Origin of the sequence: Mesorhizobium shangrilense, from assembly GCF_040537815.1 — a bacterium.
Taxonomy (GTDB): domain Bacteria; phylum Pseudomonadota; class Alphaproteobacteria; order Rhizobiales; family Rhizobiaceae; genus Mesorhizobium; species Mesorhizobium shangrilense.
Genome location: NZ_JBEWSZ010000001.1, coordinates 3,321,722 through 3,344,735, shown reverse-complemented (window position 1 = coordinate 3,344,735; position 23,014 = coordinate 3,321,722). Strand labels below are relative to the sequence as shown.

At 64.3% G+C, this 23,014-nt stretch carries 20 protein-coding genes; 6 read left to right on the top strand and 14 right to left on the bottom strand.

The window, feature by feature from the left end:
• Window positions 1-3 precede the first annotated feature (3 nt).
• Genes ABVQ20_RS16415 through ABVQ20_RS16405 form a run of 3 tightly spaced genes read left to right on the top strand, consistent with a single transcriptional unit; the run spans window position 4 to window position 3,652 of the window.
• Window positions 4-1,989 carry a hydantoinase B/oxoprolinase family protein gene (locus ABVQ20_RS16415; RefSeq protein WP_354460565.1) on the top strand — a complete coding sequence of 662 codons (1,986 nt, stop codon included), beginning with the start codon at window positions 4-6 and terminating at the stop codon, window positions 1,987-1,989.
• On the top strand, window positions 1,986-2,288 hold the full coding sequence (locus tag ABVQ20_RS16410) for a (2Fe-2S)-binding protein (protein WP_354460564.1): 303 nt from the start codon (window positions 1,986-1,988) through the stop codon (window positions 2,286-2,288). Before ABVQ20_RS16415 ends, ABVQ20_RS16410 begins: the two co-directional genes overlap by 4 nt.
• Window positions 2,285-3,652 (top strand): FAD/NAD(P)-dependent oxidoreductase, encoded by a 1,368-nt coding sequence (locus ABVQ20_RS16405; RefSeq protein ID WP_354460563.1) that lies wholly within the window; start codon window positions 2,285-2,287, stop codon window positions 3,650-3,652. Before ABVQ20_RS16410 ends, ABVQ20_RS16405 begins: the two co-directional genes overlap by 4 nt.
• 26 nt (window positions 3,653-3,678) lie before the next feature.
• Here ABVQ20_RS16405 and ABVQ20_RS16400 read toward each other — a convergent pair whose 3' ends face one another.
• Window positions 3,679-5,004, bottom strand: a complete 1,326-nt coding sequence (locus ABVQ20_RS16400) for an NAD(P)/FAD-dependent oxidoreductase (protein ID WP_354460562.1) — start codon at window positions 5,002-5,004, stop codon at window positions 3,679-3,681.
• Window positions 5,005-5,227: 223 nt separating this feature from the next.
• Here ABVQ20_RS16400 and ABVQ20_RS16395 point away from each other — a divergent pair, with 223 nt between their 5' ends.
• Complete coding sequence (locus ABVQ20_RS16395; RefSeq protein WP_354460561.1) at window positions 5,228-5,704, top strand: Lrp/AsnC family transcriptional regulator; 477 nt, start codon at window positions 5,228-5,230, stop codon at window positions 5,702-5,704.
• Between the two features lie 15 nt (window positions 5,705-5,719).
• Here ABVQ20_RS16395 and ABVQ20_RS16390 read toward each other — a convergent pair whose 3' ends face one another.
• From ABVQ20_RS16390 to ABVQ20_RS16360, 7 genes are all read right to left on the bottom strand, one after another.
• On the bottom strand, window positions 5,720-7,375 hold the full coding sequence (locus tag ABVQ20_RS16390) for an ABC transporter ATP-binding protein (protein WP_354460560.1): 1,656 nt from the start codon (window positions 7,373-7,375) through the stop codon (window positions 5,720-5,722).
• A complete protein-coding gene (locus tag ABVQ20_RS16385; protein ID WP_354460559.1) occupies window positions 7,372-8,223 on the bottom strand; it encodes an ABC transporter permease in 852 nt (283 codons plus the stop codon). Before ABVQ20_RS16385 ends, ABVQ20_RS16390 begins: the two co-directional genes overlap by 4 nt.
• Window positions 8,220-9,170, bottom strand: a complete 951-nt coding sequence (locus tag ABVQ20_RS16380) for an ABC transporter permease (RefSeq protein WP_354460558.1) — start codon at window positions 9,168-9,170, stop codon at window positions 8,220-8,222. The genes ABVQ20_RS16385 and ABVQ20_RS16380 overlap by 4 nt, the downstream gene beginning before the upstream one ends.
• A gap of 91 nt (window positions 9,171-9,261) precedes the next feature.
• Window positions 9,262-10,872, bottom strand: coding sequence for an ABC transporter substrate-binding protein (locus ABVQ20_RS16375; RefSeq protein WP_354460557.1), 1,611 nt, complete (start codon window positions 10,870-10,872; stop codon window positions 9,262-9,264).
• 65 nt (window positions 10,873-10,937) lie between these two features.
• On the bottom strand, window positions 10,938-11,630 hold the full coding sequence (locus ABVQ20_RS16370; RefSeq protein WP_435528420.1) for an HAD-IA family hydrolase: 693 nt from the start codon (window positions 11,628-11,630) through the stop codon (window positions 10,938-10,940).
• A gap of 240 nt (window positions 11,631-11,870) precedes the next feature.
• On the bottom strand, window positions 11,871-13,244 hold the full coding sequence (locus ABVQ20_RS16365) for an aspartate aminotransferase family protein (RefSeq protein ID WP_354460555.1): 1,374 nt from the start codon (window positions 13,242-13,244) through the stop codon (window positions 11,871-11,873).
• Window positions 13,245-13,258: 14 nt separating this feature from the next.
• A complete protein-coding gene (locus ABVQ20_RS16360; RefSeq protein WP_354460554.1) occupies window positions 13,259-14,098 on the bottom strand; it encodes a GNAT family N-acetyltransferase in 840 nt (279 codons plus the stop codon).
• A gap of 318 nt (window positions 14,099-14,416) precedes the next feature.
• Between ABVQ20_RS16360 and ABVQ20_RS16355 the strand changes: the two genes are divergently transcribed.
• Together ABVQ20_RS16355 and ABVQ20_RS16350 are read left to right on the top strand one after the other, a co-directional pair.
• Window positions 14,417-15,085, top strand: a complete 669-nt coding sequence (locus ABVQ20_RS16355) for a haloacid dehalogenase type II (RefSeq protein ID WP_354460553.1) — start codon at window positions 14,417-14,419, stop codon at window positions 15,083-15,085.
• Window positions 15,086-15,101: 16 nt separating this feature from the next.
• A complete protein-coding gene (locus tag ABVQ20_RS16350) occupies window positions 15,102-16,376 on the top strand; it encodes an NAD(P)/FAD-dependent oxidoreductase (protein ID WP_354460552.1) in 1,275 nt (424 codons plus the stop codon).
• A 17-nt stretch (window positions 16,377-16,393) separates the two neighbouring features.
• On the opposite strand, the gene ABVQ20_RS16345 is transcribed toward ABVQ20_RS16350, so the two are convergent.
• From ABVQ20_RS16345 to argE, 6 genes are all read right to left on the bottom strand, one after another.
• On the bottom strand, window positions 16,394-17,851 hold the full coding sequence (locus tag ABVQ20_RS16345; protein ID WP_354460551.1) for an NAD-dependent succinate-semialdehyde dehydrogenase: 1,458 nt from the start codon (window positions 17,849-17,851) through the stop codon (window positions 16,394-16,396).
• A 17-nt stretch (window positions 17,852-17,868) separates the two neighbouring features.
• On the bottom strand, window positions 17,869-18,912 hold the full coding sequence (locus tag ABVQ20_RS16340) for a tartrate dehydrogenase (protein ID WP_354460550.1): 1,044 nt from the start codon (window positions 18,910-18,912) through the stop codon (window positions 17,869-17,871).
• 10 nt (window positions 18,913-18,922) lie between these two features.
• Complete coding sequence (locus ABVQ20_RS16335; protein WP_354460549.1) at window positions 18,923-20,386, bottom strand: aldehyde dehydrogenase family protein; 1,464 nt, start codon at window positions 20,384-20,386, stop codon at window positions 18,923-18,925.
• A 149-nt stretch (window positions 20,387-20,535) separates the two neighbouring features.
• A complete protein-coding gene (locus ABVQ20_RS16330) occupies window positions 20,536-20,889 on the bottom strand; it encodes a cupin domain-containing protein (protein WP_354460548.1) in 354 nt (117 codons plus the stop codon).
• Between the two features lie 23 nt (window positions 20,890-20,912).
• On the bottom strand, window positions 20,913-21,836 hold the full coding sequence (locus tag ABVQ20_RS16325) for a 2-hydroxyacid dehydrogenase (RefSeq protein WP_354460547.1): 924 nt from the start codon (window positions 21,834-21,836) through the stop codon (window positions 20,913-20,915).
• A 12-nt stretch (window positions 21,837-21,848) separates the two neighbouring features.
• On the bottom strand, window positions 21,849-22,973 hold the full coding sequence (gene argE / locus ABVQ20_RS16320) for an acetylornithine deacetylase (RefSeq protein ID WP_354460546.1): 1,125 nt from the start codon (window positions 22,971-22,973) through the stop codon (window positions 21,849-21,851).
• Window positions 22,974-23,014: the final 41 nt, after the last annotated feature.

Below are 23,014 nucleotides of genomic sequence, written 5' to 3'. Positions count from 1 at the left end.
CCTTTGTTTGACCGGACAAATCTTCAGGTTCTGGCTAACCATGCTCGCGCGGCCGCCGAGAACATGGCCCACACGCTGCACCGCACCGCGCACTCCGCCTTCGTCAAGGAGACGCAGGATTTTACGGTGATGCTGATGGACCGTTCAGGCGCGACCTTCGCCGTGCCGATGGAACTTGGCGCCACCTGGTATCCGGGGCTTTCATATCACCGCGCGATCGCCATGGTCGACGACTACCGGCCGGGGGACGTTGCGTTCACCAACGATCCCTATTCCGGCCACGTCGCCACGCACGCGCCCGACACGCATCTGTGGAAGCCGGTCTTCGTCGATGGCGAGATCGTCGCCTGGACCGGAGGGCATATCCACAACACCGACATGGGTGGCGCGGTGCCGGCTTCGCTCAGCCGGGCGCTGACCGAAATCCATCAGGAAGGCATCCGCTTTCCGCCCATGAAGTTGGTGAACGAGGGTGTCTTCGACGAGACGATCCTGCGGATCATGAGCACCAATGTGCGCAAGCCCGACCTAAACATCGGCGACATCAAGGCGCTGGTCGGCGCGCTCAACACCGGCGAGCGCAAGATCCAGGCGATGGTGAGGAAGTTCGGCAAGGCCGGCTTCATCGAGGGCGTTTCGGCTCTTCTCGACCATGCGGAGGCGCAGGCGCGCGACGTGCTGCGCGCCATGCCCGACGGCACATGGCAGTTCGCCGATTATGCCGACGAGGATTCGGTCGAGGCCAATCCCTGCAGGCTGAAGCTGACGCTGACGATCAAAGGCGACGAGGCGGTGCTCGACTTCACCGGCTCCGATCCGCAGCTCGGCTCCTCGCTCAACGTGCCTTCAGGCGGCGACCCGCGACACACCATGCTGCTGGTGGGCGTCTATTACGTGCTCTATACGCTCAACCCGAAGATCCTGCTCAATACGGGCCTCACCAGGCCGTTCACCTGCATCACGCCCGAAGGTTCGGTGCTCAATCCGGTCCATCCCGCCGCAGTGGGCATGCGCTCGCTCACCTGCGCCCGGTTGCGGTCGGTCATCTTCGGCGCCTTCTCGCAAACGGTGCCGGAACGCCTGCCCGCGGCGCCGGCCGGCAACAACTGCATCGTCAACGTCATGACCACGGACGAGCGGACCAGTAAGACTGTCATAACGGCGGTGAACCCCGTGGTGGGCGGCGGCGGCGCGATGCCGCATCGCGACGGGACCAATGGATCGGGCGCGGATGCAGCCTATCTCAAGAACACGCCGATCGAGATCACCGAGACCGAGACCCCGGTCGAATTCGTGAAATACGGGCTCGCCAGGGACAGTGGCGGTGCGGGCCGCTGGCGCGGCGGCCTGGCGACCGAGATGGCCTTCCGTGTCTTCGCCCCCGACTCCAGGATCACGGCGCGCAACCGGGACCGCAGCTTCTTTCGTCCCTGGGGTGTGCTGGGCGGCAAAGCGGCCGGCCTGTCTGACATGGTCGTCAATCCGGGGACCGAGCACGAGCGGCGGCTTGGCAACATCGACACGGCTGTCCTGCAGCCCGGCGACGTGCTCGATATCCGCTCCGCCGGAGGTGGCGGGCGCGGCGATCCGCATCTGCGCGAGCCCTGGCGGGTCGCGCAGGATGTGCGGCGCGGCTATGTTTCGGCGACGGCGGCCGAACGGGACTATGGCGTCGTCATCAGTGGCGGCGAGGTCGACGAGCAGGCAACGGAAAGGCTGCGCGCACGCCAGGGGCCAGCCGCCGGCCATTTCCATTTCGGTCCGGAGCGCGACCGTTACGAAGCGCAGTGGACGCCGTTGGCTTACGACCGGCTCACCGCCATACTGAGGGACTTGCCGATCCATTGGCGGTTCTTCGTCAAGACGGAGATCTTCCGCCGCATGAAGGGACGTTCGGGGCCGGAGGGCGTCCAGGCGGCGTTCGATGCGGCCTGCGAGCGGTTCCCCGAACTGCCACGTCCTCGCCCGGTGCGAGAAGCAGCAGAATGATGACCGCCGGCCGCATCGTCCGGCTGACCGAGCGCGACCGGGCGCAGCTGCATTTCTTTCTCGACGGGCAGATGCGAAGTGCACTGGCGGGCGACACCGTGCTGACCGCCATGCTGACGTCAGGGCACGCGTTGCGAAAGTCTGAGTTCGGACCCGAGCCGCGCGCCGGCTTCTGCCTGATGGGAGCTTGCCAGGATTGCTGGGTATGGCAGGACGAGGGACCGCGCCTGCGGGCGTGCTCGACACTTTTCAGCGAAGGCATGCGGTTGCGCACGATGCCGCCGGAGAACTGGCCGTGAGCGAGACCTTATCGCCGCGGATCGTGATCGTGGGTGCCGGTCCCGCCGGCATCAGGGCCGCGGCGACGCTTGTCCAGGCCGGGCTCCACCCGGTGGTGATCGACGAAGGGCAGCGCGCGGGCGGACAGATCTATCGCCGCCCGCCCGCCGGCTTCACCCGCACCGCGAAGCAGCTCTACGGGTCGGAGGCGGCAAAGGCGGACGCGCTGCATACGCTGTTCGACCGGCTGGCCAAAGACGGGTGGCTCACCCATTGCGCGGCGAGCTCGGTCATCGCCGTGCAGGACGGGCGACTGCAGGTGCTGGTGGAGGGCGGTGTGCAGCTAGTTGGCTATGACCGCCTGATCCTTGCCACCGGCGCAGCCGACCGTGTCGCTCCGGTCCCAGGCTGGCAGTGCGCCGGCGTCTACAGCCTTGGCGCGGCGCAGATCGCGCTCAAGGCGCAGGGCGTGGCGCTTGGGCGGCAGATCGTTCTGATGGGATCAGGGCCTCTGCTGACGCTGGTCGGCGCTCAACTCGTCAAGGCCGGAGCGGATGTGGCGGCGGTGTTGGACTCCTCGCCCTGGCGCCAGCAGATGCGAGGGGCCTGGGGACTTGCTGCCCGGCCATTGGTTGCGCTGCGCGGTCTGGCCCTGCGAGCAAGGCTCGGCCGCCGCTACCATGCGGGCGTGACGCTCGAGCGGATCGAGGCCGACGAACAAGGTGTCACCGCGATGCGCTGGCGCGACGCCGGCGGAAGGCAGCGTCTCACCCCATGCGACATGATTGGCGTGGGTTGGCACCTGCGGGCGGAAACGCATCTGGCTGACCTTGTGGGGTGCGCCTTCACCTATGACGAGCAGTGGCGGCAATGGCTGCCGAAGATCGACGAGATGGGGCGGGCCGGCAACGGAGTTTATCTTGCAGGCGATGGGGCTCGTCTTCTGGGAGCGGACGGCGCGGAGATCGCGGGGCGTCTCGCGGCGGCGGCGTGCCTTGCCGATCTCGGATATCCGGCGCGCTCTGCCAGCGCCGATCTGCGCAAGCTCGTGCGGCTCGCGCGCTTTGCCCGCGGCCTGGCTTGCGCCTTTCCCTGGCCGGCAGCGATGGCGCAGGCACTTCCCGACGACGTGATCGTCTGCCGCTGCGAGAATGTAAGCGCCAGAGACGTGCGCCACAGTGTGGATTTCGGCGGCGGCGAGGCCAATCGGGTGAAATCGCTGTCGCGTGTCGGCATGGGGCGATGCCAGGGGCGCTACTGCCAGTTGGCTGCCGTCGAACTCGTGGCGGCGCAAGCCGGCTGCATGCCCGACGCTGTCGGCCGGTTTCGCGGACAGGCGCCCGTGCGGCCGGCGCCTATCGACGCTTTCCTGCGGGAAGGCTGAGGCCGTGCATGGATGACGATTACATCCTAGAAATCAGCGACCTTCCCCCAGGCCGAAGCGTCGAAGCGCCGGGGATCATAGGAGTCCGGATCGACGATCGGTTCCGACCCGGTCATCAGATCGGCGACGAGGTGCCCGGCGCCGGGTCCGATGCCGAAGCCGTGCCCCGAAAATCCGGCAGCCAGGAAGAAACCCGGAACGTTACGGATCTCGCCGATGGCGGGCACGCCGTCAGGCGTGCTGTCGATGTAACCGGCCCAGGCCGCGCTGATCCTGGTCTTTCTGAGGTCGGGCAGGAGTTCGAGCGCCCGGGCATGGGTCAGGCGGATGGTCGCCTGATCCGGGGCCGGATCGAGGATGCGCATCCGCTCCATCGGTGTCGGTTGGTCGAGCCGCCAGCAACCGAGCGTTTCGTGGCCCGAGCGCATGCCTTGCAGACCGCCGGGTGCGAGGCTGCGCCAGCGCTTCAGGAACATGGGCAGGAACTGCGACGAGAAGCGCAACTGCTGCGGCGTCACGTCCACGCGGCCGCGTCCGCTTATGGCGAGCGTGTAGCCGCCGTCGCCGCGACGCGTGGCCGAGATCCTTGCCGTGTGCAGCGCATCCGGCAGACCTTCAGCACCGGGCGAGACGGACAGGATGGAGGAACGGATCGACGCCTGCGGAAAGCGGAAGCCGAACTGTCGGCAAAAAGAGGAGGCCCAGGCACCGCCGGCCAGGACAGCCAGCTTCGTCCGGATCGTTCCGCTTTCGGTGACCACGCCGCTCAGGCGGCTGCCCTCGGTCTCGATACCGCGCGCGGCGCAATTCTGATGCACGGTGCCGCCCAGCTTGGGGATGGCACGGGCGACAGACGGCGCGGCGCGCGACGGGTCGGCTGTGCCGTCGGTCGGCGAGAAGACACCGCCCTTCCAGGTCCGGCCCGTGGCGCGACCCCGCTCGCTGGCCTCGCCGCCATCGAGCATGAGCGTGGTGACGCCGGCCGTCCTGGCGAAGTCACGCCAGCGCGCCCAGCCGGCCAGTTCCGCCTCGTCATTGCTGAGATAGAGCAGGCCGCAACGGCGAAAGCCGGTGTCCTCCCCGGTTTCCGCCGCGAAGCTGTCCCACAGATCGAGGCTGCGGGTCGCCATCGGCAGTTCGCGGGCGTCGCGGTTCTGCTGGCGGCACCATCCCCAGTTCCTGGAGGACTGCTCGGCGCCGATGCGCCCCTTTTCGACAAGAGCGACCTTCATGCCGCGTCTGGCCAGGTAGTAGGCCGCGAAGACGCCGACAATGCCGCCGCCGATCACCACTGCGTCCGCGGACTGTGGCAGTTCGCCAGATGTTTCGATTTGCTGCAGCGGCGCGCGCATGGTCCCTCTACCTTCAAGCGCCAATCTAGCGCGTTGCGCGGGCAGCCGCTGCTGCAGTTGAGGCAGATGCAGAATTTTATTCCGGCTGTTCGATTGAAATCGGGAGACGCTGCGTTTCAAAGGGGTATCCGCTCGGATGGACAGGCCAGCGAGCTGTGGTAGTCTCGACGGTTACGAACAGTGCAGCATTTTGTGCTGTGGCACTCTTCCTTGGAGACAAGCCGTGAAACTGGATCGGATCGATATCAAGATTCTTCACGAGCTGCAGAAGAACGGCCGCATTACCAACGTGGAATTGGCGGAGTTGGTGCATCTGTCGCCGAGCCCCTGCCTGATGCGGGTCAAGAAACTCCAGTCGGAGGGCTACATCGAAGGCTATTCGGCGCAGGTCAATATCGGCAAGCTCGGCCAGATGTTGACCGTATTCACCGAAATCACCTTGAGGAACCACCGCCAGGTAGACTTCGCCCGCTTTCTCGCCGTCGTGGAGAAGATCGACCAGGTCATCGAATGCCACCTCGTCTCGGGCGGCTACGACTACCTGATGAAATTCGTGACCTCCGGCATCGGTGAGTATCAGACGATCATGGAGCGACTGACCGACATGGATATCGGCATCGACAAGTATTTCAGCTTCGTCGTGCTGAAGTCCCCCATCGTCAAGGCGCACATGCCGCTGCCCAGCCTGTTTCCGAGGTGAGGCTTTGCCGTTTATTCAGCGGTGGCCATACCGGCTGACGAGCTCCGGGTCGCGGACGAGGCCGTCGAGCCACGTCGGATCGAGCTTCGGCACGGAAGAAAACAGGAGCTTGGAATAAGGGTGGGTGGCTGATTTCACTTTGTCGGGCGTGATCTGCTCCACCCGCTGCCCATTATACATGACCATGATTTCATCGCAGATGGCCTCGACGACAGAGAGGTCGTGGCTGATGAAGATGTAGGAGAGTCCCAGTTCGCGCTGCAGCTCCTTGAGCAGTTCGATCACGGCGGACGCCACCACCGTATCGAGTGCCGAGGTGATTTCATCGCAGATGATGAGCTTGGGGTCGGCCGCCAGCGCGCGCGCGAAATTCACGCGCTGCTTCTGGCCGCCAGAGAGCTCCGATGGATGGCGATAGCGCAGTGCCTTGGGCAGGCGCACCATGTCGAGCAGTTCATCGACGCGCTTCGAGCGCGCCTGCCTGTCGAGCCGATGATAGAAGGCCAGCGGCCGGGCGATGATGTCCTCCACCGGCTTGGCCGGATTGAGCGCGGTATCGGCGTACTGGAACACGATCTGCATTTCGCGCAGTTGATCCTGGCTGCGTTTCCTGGCCGCGCGCTGCAGTTCCTTGCCGTCGAAGACGATGTCGCCGACCGCCGCCGGATGGATGCCGGCAATGACTCGCGCCAGTGTCGATTTTCCGCAGCCGGATTCGCCGATGACACCGAGATTGCGCCCCTTCTCCACCACCAGGCTGACGGAATCGACAGCGCGGATGAGAGGCAGTCCGTCATCCCGCACCGCGCCGTAGCCGGCCGTCAAATTGTCGATACGCAGCAACTGCCTGGCTGCGGCATCGGCGTCCGCATGCGCTTGCCGTGGTTTCGGTTCGAAGGCGGCCAGCAGTTCGCGCGTATAGGGGTGCTGGGCGGCCGAAAGGATTTGAGCCGTGGTGCCGGTCTCCTGCACTTCGCCGCCCTTCAGCACAACGATGCGATCGGCGATCTGGGCGACGACCGCGAGGTCGTGCGAAACATAAACACCCGCTATCCCGCCCGCCCGCATGACCGACTTGAAAGCCTTCAGCACGTCGATCTGCGTCGTCACGTCGAGCGCGGTCGTCGGCTCGTCGAAAATGACCAGCTTGGGATCGCTGATGAGCGCCATGGCCGCAGCCAGCCGCTGCAATTGTCCGCCCGAAACCTGGTGCGGATAACGCGCGCCGATCCCTTCCGGGTCCGGTAGCGACAAGGCCCTGAACAGCTCGACCGCGCGCTGGCGCGCACGTTCGGGCGGCATCAGCTTGTGGATCCGCGTGACCTCGATCACCTGCTCCATGATCGTGGACGAGGGGTTGAAGGCGGCGGCGGCACTTTGCGGAACATAGGCGATATCGGTGCCGCGCAACCTGGCACGTTCCTTTTCGGAAAGTGCTGCCATGTTCTTCCCGTTTACGTTGATCTCTCCGCCGACGATCCGGCAGCCGGGCCGCGCATAGCCCATCAACGAGAGCGCCACCGTGGTCTTGCCGGAGCCGCTTTCGCCGATCAAGGCGATGATCTCGCCGTCGGCGATGTCGAGGCTGACGTCCTTGATGATTTCGACAAGCCGTCCGGCGTCGGTCTTCGCCTCGATCTTCAGGTTCCTGACCTCGACGAGATTGGTCATGCGTCCCGGTCCCTGATCTTCCGCGGCAGGTTGTCGATCAGCAGGTTGACGCTGATGGTGAGGCTGGCGATCGCCAGCGAGGGCACGATGACGGCAGGGGCGGCGAAAGGAAGAGCGCCGATGTTCTCGCGCACCAGCGCGCCCCAGTCGGCGAGCGGCGGCTGGAGGCCGAGCCCCAGGAAAGACAGGCCGGAAAGCAACAGCACGATGAAAACGAAGCGCAGGCCGAAGTCGGCCAGCACCGGGCGGATGATGTTGGGCAGGATCTCGGACCCGATGAGATAGAAGGTGCTCTCGCCACGGACGCGCGCGACGGTCATGAAGTCCATGGTGTTGATGTTGACGGCGAGCGCCCGCGCGAAGCGGTAGGCGCCTGGAATATAGATGACGGCGAGCGTCAGGATCAGCACCGGAACCGAAGAGCCGACCGCGGCAACGACCACAAGGCCAAACAGCTTGCTGGGGATGGAGTTCATGGCGTCCAGGAAGCGGCTGAGGCAGGTGTCGAGCCAGCCACCGGTGACGGCCGCGATCATGCCCAGCATGACGCCCGAAAAACAGGAGATAGCGACGGCGGCGAGCGATATGCCGACGGTGTAGCGTGCGCCCATCAGCACCCGCGAGAGCATGTCGCGCCCCAGATAGTCCGAGCCTAGCCATAGCCCTTGGCGCATCGGGCCGAAATAATCGTCGTCGACGATCTCGCCGATCGAATGGGGAATGATGTAGGGCGCGAAGATTGCGGTCAGCGTCCACGCCAGGATGACCAGCGAGGCCACGACGCCCACGAGATTGTAGCTATGGCCCAGGAAGGACCGTCGGGAGGCTGCGGCGCGCGCCATCGTCATCTGAGCCTCGGGTTGGACATGATGGCGATGATGTCGGCAGCGGTGATGAGCAAGAGATAGCCGAGGCAGAAGATCATCGCGCAGCTCTGGATCAGCGGCAGGTCACGGGTCGCGACCGCATCGACCATCAGCTTGGCGATGCCGGGATAATTGAAGATCGTCTCCACGATGATGACGCCGCCAACCAGATAGGACAGCGATAGCCCGACCGCGTTGACGATCGGTCCCAGCGCGTTGGGAAGCGCATGTTTGAGCACCATGCGGCTGCGCGATGCGCCCTTGAGAAGCGCCATCTCGACATAAGGCGTGGAGAGCGTTTCGATCACCGCAGCGCGGGTCATGCGGATCATCTGGGCGGAGATGACGAAGGTGAGCGTGATCACGGGCATCGCATAGATGCGCACGAGGTCGGCTAGCGAATGCGCCTCGTTGACCGAGGACAGCGCCGGCAGCCATCTGAGATAAACGGCGAACAGCAGGACCGCGAGGGTGGCGACCATGAACTCCGGCACGGAGATGACGCCGATCGAAACGATGGTGACGGTGCGGTCATAGACGGAGCCGCGCAGCATCGCAGCGGTGATGCCAAGTGTCAGCGCCAGCGGCACCGCGAGCAGCGTGGTTATGCCGGCGAGCTTCATGGTGTTGATCAAGCGCCCGCCGATCAGCGCCGCGACCGGCATGTCATTGGCATAGGAGGTGCCGAGGTCGCCGTGGAGCAGGCCGAGAAGCCAGCGCAGGAAGCGCAGGATCGCGGGATCGTTGAGATGCATAGCCTCGCGCAGGCCGGCGACCGCCTCGGGAGTCGCCGCCTGGCCGAGCAGGATAGAAGCGGTGTCGCCAGGCAGCATGCTGGTGGCGAAAAACACGGCGAACAGCACGATCAAAAGCGTGACGGCCGCAATCCCCAGCCGCTTCAGCACCAGGTTGAGAACCCGAGACGTCATGGAAGCGCTCCCCGCGGTTGCGTTCGGCTAAAACAATCTTGCGCAATCTCCAGTGCCGAGGACCGGCTGACCGGCCCCCGGCAGGCTTTTCCTAGGCTTCGAGCCAGAGATATTCCGCCATTGCGTAACCCATCATGCCACCGAGCGGGTTCGCTTCCAAACCCTTCACCTTGCTGGAGAGAGCATCCACGTTGGAAATGTAGGCCGGGATGATGGTGCCGGCCTCCTCGGAGACCATGACCTGCATCTGGTTGTAGATTTCCTTGCGCTTGGCCTGATCGAGCGAGCCGCGCGCCTCGACGAGCAGCTTGTCGAACTTCTCAGACTTGTACTGGCTTTCGTTCCAGGGCGCGTTGGAAGCGTAGAGGAGCGAGAACAGGATGTCCGGCGTCGGGCGCGGATTGATGTTGCCGAAATGGATTGGCGCCTTGAGCCAGTAATTGTCCCAATAACCGTCGGACGGGACACGCTGGACGTCCAGCTTCATGCCGATATCCGCGCCGGCGGCCTGGATGATCACCGCCATGTCGATCGACGAGGTCGCGGCGTCAGAAGCGATCACCGGGATGGACTGGCCGAGCAGGCCTGACTTCTGGAAATGGAACTTCGCCTTGTCCGGGTCGAAAGCCTTTGGCTTGACGTCGGCGTTATGGAAGATATTCGCTGGCGAGACGGGTTGGTCGTTGCCGATTTCGCCGAGGCCGCGCAATGCCGATTTGACGATCTGCTCGCGGTTGACGAGATACTTCATGCCGGCCACGAAGTCGGCCTTGCTGCCCGGATCCATGTCGAGCCGGATGTTGAGGTCCGTGTAGTTGCCTGAGGTGGTCCTCGACAGTTCAAAGCCCTGCTGGCCTCCGATGAGCTTCATCGCGCGCGGATTGATCGAAGCCGCAAAATTGATGTCGCCGGAAAGCAGGGCATTGACGCGGGCGCTGTCGTCGCTGATGGCGATGAATTCGAAAGAGTCCAGGTAGGGCTTGCCCGATTTCCAGTAATTCTTGTTCTTGGTGACCACCGACCGCACGCCGGGCTCGAACGTATCCAGCACGAAGGCGCCAGTGCCATTGCCCTTGGAGAAATCGGTGGTGCCGTCGGCGACGATCATGAAGTGATGCAGCGCCAGGATGGTCGGAAGGTCGGCATTCGGATCGGCCAGCGTGATTTCCACGGTCGACTTGTCGACCGCCTTGAAGCCGGTCATCTGCGCGGCGATCTTGGCGACCTTGGAGCCGATCGCCGGATCAAGATGGCGCTTCAGCGAGAAAACAACGTCGGCGGCGGTGAGGTCCTTGCCGTCGTGGAACGCAACGCCCTTGCGCAGCTTCACCGTCCAGGTCTTGGCGTCCTTGCTGTCGAAGCTTTCGGCCAGTTCCATCTGCGTGACGCCATCCTTGTCGAGGAAGGTCAGGCGGTTGTAGAGCGAGCAGCAGCGGACATAGTCGGTGGAAAGCGATGCCTTCGCCGGATCGAGCGTATCGGCGTTCGAGGACGACCAGCCGGCGGCCTTGAAAGTTCCGCCGGAAACCGGCGTGGCGGCGACGGCTTGCGTGGCACGGCCGAGCACCAAGCTGCCCGCGGCAACCGCGGCGCCGCCCGCCAGCAGCATCTTGAGGAGCTCGCGGCGGCTCGCGCCCCGCCGAATGGCGTTTTCGACCATTGCGTCGTCTGCTCCGGTCCAGTTCGTGATCTTGTCGGTCATATCATTCCCCTTTCTGTTTGTTTCTCCGGGATGCTCGTCTTGTCGCGGCTTTCCGGGGCTTAGGCTTAGATTCGTTCCTTCAGGCTTTGCCGCACGGCCGCCGCCAACGCGGCCATTGAGGTGAAGTGGTAGTCCGGCTTGGTAAAGCGTTCGGGCTCGATCGTGCCGCCATAGCCCTGCTGGGCATGCCGACGCTCGATCCAGCAATTGGTCACGCCAAGCGCCCGCGATATGCCGATGTCGTGGTACTGGCTTTGCGCGACGTGCAGGATGTCGTCCTTGCTGTCGCCTCGGGAGGCGACGAAATCGAAGACCTTCTGGAAGAACGCCGGATCCGGTTTTTCCGTGCCGGTATCATCGGCAGTGAAGGTGGCGAAGAAGGGCGATCCGAGTTGCTTCTCGAAATGATCGAGGGCCCATCGCCGTGCATTGGTCATGGCAATCAGCTTGTGGGATTTCGCAAGCGTGGCCAATGCCGCCGCGCTGTCGAGGAAACCTGTCCAGAGGCTGGCGGAGTCCCGCAGGCGCACGCCGTATTTCTCCTCGGCCGGCAGGCCAAGCCGTGGCGCGATGACCATGTAGACACGTACGAGATCGTCGGGAAACAGGCCCGCATCGGGCATGTAGCGAGCTTGCCGGTACAAGGCCAGTGCGGCTTCGCCATCGATGGAAACGCCAGCGTCGGCTGCAATCCCGGCCAGGCAGGTCGTGATGCCGCCTTCGAAGTCGATCAGCGTGCCGACGACATCGAAGGTCATGTATTTGAATTCGCTAAAGCCCCTGGCCAAGACTGGCTCTCCTCTGCGCGGCCGAATTGCATGGTGCTGGACAGAACAAAATTCCGTGCTGTCCGGGGCTTGGCCTTTTCTGGCCTTGTCTTAACTGCAGTCTGGCACTTCCCCCGCGCTGGATTCGCCGAAAAAGCGCAGGGCTGCGGCACAAAATTGCGAAATCGTCGGCGCCGGCGCTATTTCGAAACACGCGGTATTCGTCGCCCGTCATGCCAGGGCCTGGCGGACATCGGAATCTTCCAGTGTCTGATCGAGCGTCCGCCGCGTGCGCTCCACGATCGCATCGATGTCGCTGTCGGTGCAGCACAGCGGGGGGGCGTAGCCGATAACCCCGTTTGCAAAGGCGCGGATGATGAGGTTGTTGTCCCACGCCCTGTCGAAGACCCGCCGCGCCGGCATCGCCGACGCAGGAAGCGGTGTCTTCTTCTGCTTGTCCGTCACCAGTTCGACCGCGGCGAGCATGCCGCGGCCGCGCACATCGCCGACCAACGGATGATCGCTCAGGCCGGCCAATCCCGCCATCAGTCGGGCGCCGGCCTTGATGCCATTTTCGAGAAGCCCGTTTTCGTAGAGCTTCAACACCTCGAGCGCGACGGCGGCGCTGACGGGATGGGCGGAATAGGTATAGCCGTGGCCGACCGCTGAGTTGCCCGCGCCGTCAGCGATAACGTCATAGACATGATCGGACATGAACACAGCGCCCATTGGCACATAGCCCGATGTCAACCCTTTGGCGGTCGTCATGAAATCGGGAACGATGTCCTCATCCGTGCAGGCGAACAGGGGTCCGGTGCGGCCGAAGCCGGTGATAACCTCGTCGGCGATAAACAGGATGCCGTATGCCCGGCAGAGTTCGCGTATCGCCTTGATCCAGCCTTTCGGCGGGACGATGACACCACCCGAGCCTTGGATCGGTTCAGCGTAGAAAGCCGCAACCCGCTCAGGACCGATCGCCTCGATCTTGGCCTTCAGCGCGCCGAGCGATGCGGCGATGATCGCGTCGCCGTCCTCGCCCACCGGGTTGCGATAGGGATAGGGAGAAGGGATCTTGTGCTGCCATTCGAAGGGGATGCCGAAACCGGCGTGAAAGGCGGGTAGCGCGGTCAGGCCCGCGCCGACCACCGATGACCCGTGATAGCCCTGCTCGATCGAAATGAACTGGTCGCGTTGCGGCTCGCCCTTGGCATTCCAGTAGTAGCGGACGAAACGGATCGTGCTGTCGACCGCGTCCGACCCCCCGAGCGTGAAATAGACATGATTGAGATCCCCGGGCGCGCGCTCGGCCAGTTCCGAGGCGAGCCGGATAGCCGGCTCCGAGCCGAGGTCGAAATAAGCGGTGGCATAGGGAAGCTCGCGCATCTGCCGGGCGGCGGCCTCGACGATACTGTCGTGACCATAGCCGGCGTTGACGCACCACAGCCCGGCAAACCCGTCTACGAGTTGCCGGCCGGACGCATCGGTCACAGTCGCGCCCTTCGCCGATTTCAGCACACGCACGCCAAGCGCCTCGTGGCCGCGATATGACGAGACCGGATGAATAAGATGGGCGCGGTCGAGTTCGATCAGGGAATTGGCGAGCATTGTTATCCTCCGGACTAACCGAGCGCCTGGTTGGCGAGGGCGTAAATTTTTGGCCGGGCCTGTGCCGCGTTCTTCCTGGACGGACGGTCCATGGTCACGCCGCCGCCGACATGGGCGAGGCCGATTTCCCCGAGCCAATCGGCGATGCCGGTCCGGCTGTCGGTATCCACACGCAGGAAGGCGCCGGGGCGTGATGTGGCGAAGAAACTGATGAGTGCCCTGGCATCCTCGACGTTTCCGGCGATGACCGGGCCGATCACCTCGCCGCGTCCGAACGGGCGGATCGCGGCATAGGCCTCGATGACGCCATTGCGGCGGATGACCGCGAATTCGCCGCGCTCGGCCAGCGCATCGATCAGAGCTTCCCGGTCCGCGCCATAGGCCTCGCGGTCCATCGCCTTGATCGCCGGCGGATCATCGGCACTTGCTGCTTCCACGCCTTCTGGACCGTCAAGCTCTGCGACCTTGCCCTGATACTGCAGAACGGTGCCAGAGGGTACGAAGCCCAGTTTCTCATAGAGAGGCATGCCGTCCGTCGTCGCTACCAGCCGCAACGGACGGTCCTCGGCAAGGGCAAATGCCTCTTCCATGAGCCGGCGTCCGAGTCCCATGCCTCGCACATTCCTGTCGACGATCACCATGTTGATCATGGCGCAATCGGCGCCATAGGGCGTAACCAGGATGGTCCCGGTGACCTGGCCGTGGCCGTTGAGCGCGACCGCGCCGATCGAGAGCTGCAGCGCCATCTGCCAGTCCTGCGGGCGATGCGGCCAGTTCTCCTGACGAGAGAGTGCCACGGCACCCTCGATATGGTCCGGTCCGAAGGTCCGGATTTCGATCTCGTCGTGTTGCATGAGGCATCCTTCCGTCTGAGCCAAGTCTCGACCATCGGCGCGCGGCGGATCGTCTGAAGGCGTTGGTTTCGGCGGTATCTTTCGCCGTAGTGCGAGAGGCGCGCCGCATCTTGTGCTGGCGCCGCCCGCGATGCGTGCGCTTCAGGTCGCGAAAGGCACTCTCATTGGCCGTCAAGATGCTACAGCGTGCCAAACCCGCTGGCGGATACGGAACTTTCTGCTTTCGGGAGGCCTATTTCGGTCAGGTGGCTAGTCGCCTGCCGGCTTATGATGAAGTGCATCGCAACGCTTGTGTGCTTCCACCGGAGATCGACGGACATGGCTTCTTTCAGGCCCAAATACATCACCTTCGACTGCTATGGCACGTTGACCCATTTCCAGATGGCGGAAGCGGCGCGCGACCTCTACGGCAGCCGGCTCGACGAACCGCGCATGCAGGAGTTCATCAAGAACTTCGCAGCGTACCGGCTCGACGAGATCATGGGCGACTGGAAGCCCTATGCCGACGTAGTCCACAACGCGCTTGAGCGCACCTGCAAGCGCAATGGCGTCGCCTTCAGCCCCGACGACGCCAGGATGGTCTATGAGCGTGTCCCGACCTGGGGTCCCCACGCGGATGTCCCGGCGGGCCTCGCCAAGGTCGCCAAGGAAATTCCGCTGGTCATTTTGTCCAACGCCATGAACGCGCAGATCATGTCTAATGTCGAGAAGCTCGGCGCGCCGTTCCATGCCGTCTACACGGCCGAGCAAGCGCAAGCCTACAAGCCTCGGTTCAAGGGGTTCGAATACATGCTCGACATGCTGGGCTGCGGCCCTGAAGATATTCTTCACTGCTCGTCCTCGTTCCGCTACGACCTGATGTCGGCCCACGATCTCGGCATCAAGAACAAGGTCTGGGTCAATCGCGGCCACGAACCGGCCAACCCGTATTACGGCTATGTCGAGATATCAGACATTTCGGGTCTTGCAGGCGTGGTTGGTCTTTGAAACAGGCGGATTGCCGATGAAACTGGTCTCCTACTGGCACGACACAGCCCCGGTGTTTTCCGGTGGGGGGCCAGGCCCTGTCGAGGGGCACTACGATGCCGCCATTATCGGCGGCGGCTTCACTGGCCTTGCCGCTGCGCACCAACTGGCGAAGGCCGGCGCCAGGGTGGCGGTGCTTGAGGCGGAGCGGGTGGGCTGGGGCGCGTCCGGACGCAATGGCGGACACCTGAACAACGGCCTCGCCCACAGCTACCTCTCGGCCAAGGCGGAGCTCGGCAAGGAACGCGCGATCGCGCTCTACCGGGCGCTGGACGACTCCGTCGACACCATCGAGGCGCTGGTCGCCGAGGAAGGCATCGACTGTGCCTTCCGTCGCGCCGGCAAGTTGAAGCTTGCCTCCAAGCCGCAGCATTTTGAATCAATCGCCCGCAACTTCGAAGCCGTCCATGCCGACGTCGATCCGGATACAGCGCTGCTCTCGGCGGACGATCTCAAATCCGAGATCGGCTCGCCCTTCCATGGCGCGATGCTGTCGAAGAAGAGCGCCATGATGCATATGGGCCGCTATGTGGCCGGCCTGGCCACTTCAGCCGCCCGTCATGGCGCAATCATCCACGAGAACGCGGCGGTTACAGACCGCAAGCAGGCCGGCAACCGGCATGAGCTGACCACCTCTCGCGGCCGGATCAGCGCCGACAATGTGCTGGTGGCGACCGGCGCCTACACCACGCCGAATTTCAGCTATTTCCGCCGCAGGATCATTTCCGTCGGCAGCTTCATCATCGCCACGCGGCCGCTAAGCGACGCCGAGATCGCCGCGACCATGCCGGGCAACCGGACATGCGTGACCTCGATGAACATCGGCAATTACTTTCGGCTTTCGCCTGATAACCGTCTGATCTTCGGTGGCCGCGCACGTTTCTCGGCGACATCGGATCAGCGCTCTGACGCCAGGAGCGGGCAGATATTGCAGGCGAGCCTCGCCGCGATCTTCCCACAACTCGCCAAGGTCGAGATCGATTTTTGCTGGGGTGGGCTGGTCGACATGACCAAGGACCGCTTCCCAAGAGCTGGCTATCATGACGGTGTCTGGTACGCCATGGGCTATTCCGGCCATGGCGCGCAGCTTTCCACGCATCTCGGCATGATCATGGCCGATGCCATGCTCGGCCGCGAGGATCGCAATCCGATGAAGGGGTTCGAGTGGCCTGCCATTCCCGGTTATTCCGGCAAGCCTTGGTTCCTGCCGATGGTCGGCCTCTACTACAAGGCGCTCGATCGGATTCAGTGACGTCCGGCGGCTGGGTTTCAGCCCAGCCCGCCCATATGAAAACTCTTCATCTCGAGATATTCCTCGATGCCGGCTTGCGCGCCCTCGCGCCCAAGACCGGACTGCTTGACGCCGCCGAAGGGAGCGACCTCAATCGAGACCGAGCCGGTGTTGAGGCCCACCATGCCGAATTCCAGCGCCTCGCCGACGCGCCAGGCGCGGTTGAGGTTTTCGGTGTAAAAGTAGGAGGCAAGCCCGTACGGCGTACCGTTGGCAAGGGCGATCGCTTCCTCTTCCGTCTCGAAGCGGAAAAGCGGTGCGACCGGGCCGAACGTTTCCTCGCCGGCAAGTTGCATGTCCTTTGTGGCGCCGGTCAGCACCAGCGGCGCGACATACTGAGGACCCTCCGGCAGCGTCAACTTCTCGGTGACGATCGCAGCACCTTTGGCGAGCGCATCCTCGACATGGCGGTTGATTTTCTCGACCGCCGCCATGTTGATCATCGGCCCGATGGCGACGCCGGGCTGTGTGCCGGGCCCGACCGTCATGGCGTTGACGCGGGCGGTGAGCTTCGCGGCGAAGGTTTCGTAGACACCGGCTTGGACGAGGATGCGATTGGCGCAGACGCAGGTCTGGCCGCCATTGCGGAACTTCGAGACGAGCGCGCCCTCGACGGCGAGATCAAGATCGGCGTCGTCGAAGACGATGAAGGGGGCGTTGCCGCCGAGTTCGAGGCTCAGCCGCTTCACGCTGTCGGCCGCCCCGCGCATCAGCAGCGAACCGACCCGCGTCGAGCCGGTGAAGGAGATCTTGCGAACGGTCTCGTTCGCCATGATCTCGTTGCCGATCTCGGCCGGCATGCCGGTGACGATGTTGATGACGCCGGCGGGAATGCCCGCCCGTTCGGCGAGCACGCCAAGCGCCAGTGCCGAATAGGGCGTGAACTCGGACGGCTTGATGACCACCGTGCAGCCGGCGGCCAGCGCCGGCGCGACCTTGCGGGTGATCATCGCGTTGGGAAAGTTCCACGGCGTGATGATGCCGCACACCCCGACCGGTTCCTTCAGCACGATGATGCGGCGGTCTGGCGTGGGCGAGGGGATGGTGTGGCCGTTGATCCGGCGCGCTTCCTCGGCGAACCATTTGACGAAGGAAGCGCCGTAGCGGATTTCACCCCTGGCTTCGTCCAGCGGCTTGCCCTGTTCCGTCGTCAGGATCAGCGCCAGATCGTCCAGATGTGTCAGCATCAGGCCATGCCATGCTTCCAGCAGCGTGGCGCGTTCGGCGTTGGTCTTCTTCTTCCAGTCCCGATAGGCGGAAGCTGCGGCGTCTATGGCCGCGCGGGTCTCCGGACCAGCCATGTCGGGTACTGTGCCGATCGCCAACTGGGTCGCTGGGTCCAGGACATCGACCGTTTTGCCGGAGCCGGCAGTGACCCATCTGCCGCCGATCAGGCCGGCTTCGCGGAAGAGACTTTTGTCTTTCAGGCTTTTCATTGAAAACAACCTTGCAATCAGGTGAGCGACGCGACGACGGCGGCCGTGATGGCCTCAGTTCTGTCTTTGCCCGGAGTGGTTCCAATGCCGCGCGCGGTTGTCGCTTCGACCGCTTTCATGACACGGCTGGCCGCAGCCGTTTCGCCGAGATGATCGAGCATCATCGCGCCGGACCATATGGTGGCGATCGGGTTGGCGATGCCGAGATGAGCGATGTCGGGCGCGGAGCCGTGCACCGGCTCGAACATGGATGGCGCCGAGCGGTCGGGGTTGATGTTGGCGGAGGCGGCATAGCCGAGCCCGCCCTGGATCGCCGCGCCGATGTCGGTCAGTATGTCGCCGAACAGGTTCGAGGCGACGACCACGTCGAGGCTCTCCGGCGCCATGATCATGCGCGCGGCAAGCGCGTCGACGTGATAGCTGGTCACTGCGACATCAGGGTAGTCCGCCGCCAGCTTTCGCGTGATCTCGTCCCAGAACACCATCGAGTATTTCTGCGCGTTGGACTTGGTCACGGAGGCCAGTTTGCCGCGCCGCGTCCGCGCCCGCTCGAAGCCGTAGCGCAGGATGCGCTCGACACCGGCGCGGGTGAAGATCGAGGTCTCCACGGCAACCTCGTCCAGAGTGCCTTGATGCACGCGCCCGCCGGCGCCCGAATATTCGCCTTCGGTGTTCTCGCGAATACACAATATGTCGAAGCTCTCGGCCCGCAGCGGCCCCGTCACACCCGGCAGCAGGCGGTGCGGCCGGATGTTGGCGTATTGCACGAATGCCTTGCGGATCGGCAGCAGCAGGCCGTGCAGCGAGACGGAATCCGGCACCTCCGCCGGCCAGCCGACGGCGCCGAGAAGGATAGCGTCGAAGCCGCGCAAGGTCTCGACGCCGTCCTCCGGCATCATGCGGCCCGTTTCCTTGAAGAATTTGCAGGACCAGGGGAACTCGGTTGCCGCCAGGGCAAGGCCGGCCTGTTTGGCCGCCGTCTCCAGCACAGACCAGGCGGCCGCGGTCACGTCGCGGCCGATGCCATCACCAGGGATCAGGGCAATCGAATAGGACTTCATCGGCATCTCTTCACAGGCTGATCAGGACACTCTTGGTCCTGCGATTGGCGAGATAGGCCTCGCGGCCGAGGTCCTTGCCGATGCCGGAGCGCTTGTAGCCGCCGGTCGGCAGGATATGGTCGCGCGAGCGACTGTATCGGTTGACCCAGACGGTGCCCGCTTCGAGCTTGCGCGCGAAGCGGATGGTACGGGAGAGGTCGGAGGTGAACACGCCGGAAGCCAGCCCGTAAGTCGGATGGCTGGACAGCGCCAGCGCCTCTTCCTCAGTCTCGAATGTCTGGACGGTCAGGACCGGTCCGAAGATTTCCTCGACGATTGCAGGATTGGCCTGATCGACATTGGCAATCAGCGTCGGTCTGTAGAAATAGCCGGGACTGTCCATGGCGCTGCCGCCGGCCAGGCATTTGCCGCCTGCCTCGACCGCGGCTCGCACGATGCCGTCGATACGCGCCCGCTGCCGTTCCGAGATGATGGGCGAATACTGTGTCGTCGCGTCCCAAGTCGGGCCGGGCCGGGCCGCCTTCATCCGTTCCAGAATGGCGGCCGTCAACCTGTCGGCGACACTCTTCTCGACGATCAGGCGTGTGCCGGCCACACAGGCCTGGCCGGCATTGAAGGTGACGCTGCCGGCGATCGCTATTGCCGCCTTGTCGAGATCGGCATCGGCAAAGACGATCTGCGGGCTCTTGCCGCCGAGCTCAAGCGTCATCGGCTTGACGCCGGTGCGGGCGACGTTCTCCATGATGGCCGAGCCGGCGCGGGTCGAGCCGGTGAAGGAGACCTTGGCGATGTCGGGATGGCCGGTCAATGCCGTGCCGGTCGTCGGACCGTCGCCGAGCACCACGTTTATGAGCCCTGCCGGAAGGCCCGCCCTGATCGCGAGCTCTGCCATGTAGATGGCCGAGAAGGGCGTCATTTCCGACGGCTTCAGCACGACCGCATTGCCAGCGGCCAGCGCAGGACCGAGCTTCCAGCCGGCCATCGAAACAGGAAAATTCCAGGGCGTGATCGCGCCGACCACGCCATAGGGCTCGCTCATGATCATGCCGAGACTGGTGTCATCAGTCGGCACAAGCTCGCTGCCCTCCTTGTCGGCGAACTCGGCAAAGAAGCGGATCTGCTCGGCGGTTATGGAGATATCGCCGGCGACGAGCTGGCCTACGGGCCGCGTCGAGCACAGCGCCTCGATTCTGGCCAGCGTTTCGGCTTCCGCCTCGATCAGGTCAGCCCAGGCCTGGAGCGCCCTGGTGCGCTCGCGTGGCCGGACGCCGCCCCAGTTGCTGGTCTTCAGCGCCACTTTGGCGCTTTCCACCGCACGGTCGACGATGTCTTCGCCGGCCACTGGGCAGGCCGCATACGACATGCCATCCGACGGGCGGCGCATTTCGATCCCGCCCTCGGCCGGGATCAGTTCCCCGCCGATGAAGTGGCCGGCGGGAAGGGGGATTGTATCGGGATCGAAGCTCAGGCTCATCGACAACCACTCTGCGGCATCGGCTGGAGCCTAGCGCTTGCCGGCACGCAGCATGCGCTGTTCCGCGATCCGCCGCCGCCGAATGTTGCGTGCCAGGCATGCGAGACGGCAAAATCTTCCGCGCATGCAGGCACCTCACGCGGGTTCCGTTATCCGACCGTCACGTAGATCTTGCGCACCGTTTGGATGGTCTTCCAGACGCCGATGAAGCCGGGCTTCATGACGAAGCTGTCGCCAGCGCGGTAAGTCACCGTCTCGCCGGCGTCGGGCGTGATTTCGATCACGCCGGAGAGGATGTGGCAGAACTCGAAAATGTCGCCCTTGATCGAGCGCGTCTCCCCCGGCGTCGCCTCCCAGACGCCGGTATGGACAAGGTCGCCCTTGGCGGCATCCTGCGCCCAGGTCTTGAAGGCGGGGTCGCCGGCAATCAGCCGTTCGGGCAGCGCCTTGGATTCGCGCGGGGTGAAGTCTGGGTTGGTATCGACGGTCTTGAGCAGGGACAAGGAATGGCCTTTCGGGTTGGATTTCAATAACCGCGCAATCGGTCGACGAGCCCGATGGGATCGAGACCTGCGCGGTGGCGTTTGATGTTGTCGATGACGGCGCGTGCCGCGCTTGCCGGCTGGGTGACGCTGGCGACATGCGGGGTCAGAACGATCTTCGGATGCGACCAGAACGGATGGCTCGGGGGCAGCGGTTCAGGATCGGTCACGTCGATCATCGCCGCTGAAAGGTGACCCCTGTCGAGCGCGGCGACAAGCGCTTCGTGGTCGAGCTGCGGCCCCCGGCCCGTGTGGACGATGGCCGCCCCCTCAGGCAGTTTCGCGAACAGGTTGGCATTCAGGAGACCGCGTGTATCCTCGGTCAGCGGCAGCAGGCAGACCAGTATGTCGCTGGTTGCCAGCATCTGCTCCAGTCCGAACTCGCCATGATGACAGGTCACGTCTTCCATCCGCCGCGGCGAGCGGCTCCAGCCAGCGAGCGGGAAACCGAACGGCTTCAGCCGGTCGAGAACGGCCTCGCCAAGCTGCCCAAGGCCGAGCACGCCGATCCGGCGCGACCCGGCCGGGGGCTGGTGGATGTCACGCCATTCACCGGCCCGTTGCTGCCTCACATAGACCGGCAGGTTGCGGTGCAGGGCGAGCACGGCCAGCGTCACGTACTCCTGCATCATGCGCACTATGCCTTCCTCGATCATGCGCACGATCTTCACCTTCGCCGGCACCGCAGCGAAGCGAAATTGGTCAACGCCCGCGCCGAGGGAAAACAGGATCTCCAGGTTCCTGTAGCGGGCGAGGTTATCCGGCACGGTCCAGGTGATGAGATAGCGCACCGCGTCGGGATCGACCGTCGCGGCGTCTATGGCGAAGGGGAGGTCCGGCAGTTCTTTGGCAAAGGCACCGGCGAAGACCGCGCCGCGGCGCGCATCGGAATTGAACAGGAATGACATCCCGGTTCTCCTTCAAGCCGCGCAACGTGCGCCCAGCGCTTCGATCATCCGCAGGCAAGCAGTGAGTTCGCTGGCAAGAATATATTCGTTCGGCTTGTGGGCACGACCGATGTCGCCTGGGCCGCAGATGATCGCTTCGAGGCCGGCGGCCTGGTAGAGCCCGGCTTCGGTGCCGTAGCTGACGGCGGCTAGCGGCGCTTCGCCGGTCAGTTCGCTCAGCAGTGCCGCCAGCGCGGCGTCTTGCGGCAGCGACAGCGCTGGGTAGGCGCTCATCGGCGTCCACTCGACAAGAAAGCCGTCGGCTGCGAGGGCCTCGACCTGCGCCCTGACCGGCGCGAGCAGGCTCGCCGGGTCGACACCGGGTATGGCGCGTGCCTCCAGATCCAGCGTACAACTATCGGGGATGATGTTGACCGACTGTCCTCCTGCGATAACGCCGGCTTGCAGCGAGGAATAGGCCGGCTCGAAGGCGGAGTTGAATGGACCGTGCGTCAGCCGCTCGGCTTCGCTCACGGCCGCGCTCAGCGCTTCGGACATCGCGTGGATGGCGTTGAGCCCGAGATCGGGCCGAGAAGAATGGCCGGAGCGCCCTTTGATGGTTACGCGGGCGGCAGCCTTGCCCTTGTGGCCGCGCACGGCGCGCATGCCGCTAGGCTCGCCGACGATGACGCCGAGCGGTTTTGCGCAAAGATCGGGAAGCCGGGCGATCAGGTGTGGCACGCCGCGGCATCCCACTTCCTCGTCGTAGGAGAAGGCGAGATGGATCGGTCTGGCGAGGCGCAGTCCAGCCAGCATGGGCACAGCCGCCAGCGCAGCGGCAAGAAACCCCTTCATGTCGGTGGTGCCGCGACCATAGAGGTATTCGCCTTCGCGGCGCATCGTAAAAGGGGACGAGTTCCACTGCGGTTCGCCGGCGGGGACGACGTCCATGTGGCCGGACAGGATGTAGCCGGGGATATCAGTGGGGCCGATCGTCGCGAAAAGATTGGAACGGTCGCCTTCCGGCCCTAGGATCACAGTGACCTGCGCCCCGTGTTCCGCGAGGTAGGCCTCAATCCAGCCGGCGATGTCGCCGTTCGGTTTGCCGGCCACCGATGGAAAGGCGACGAGACGGTCGAGGATGTCGAAGACGTCCATTCCAGCCCTCAAGGCATTTTGGGATTTTGCATTCCGGGCTC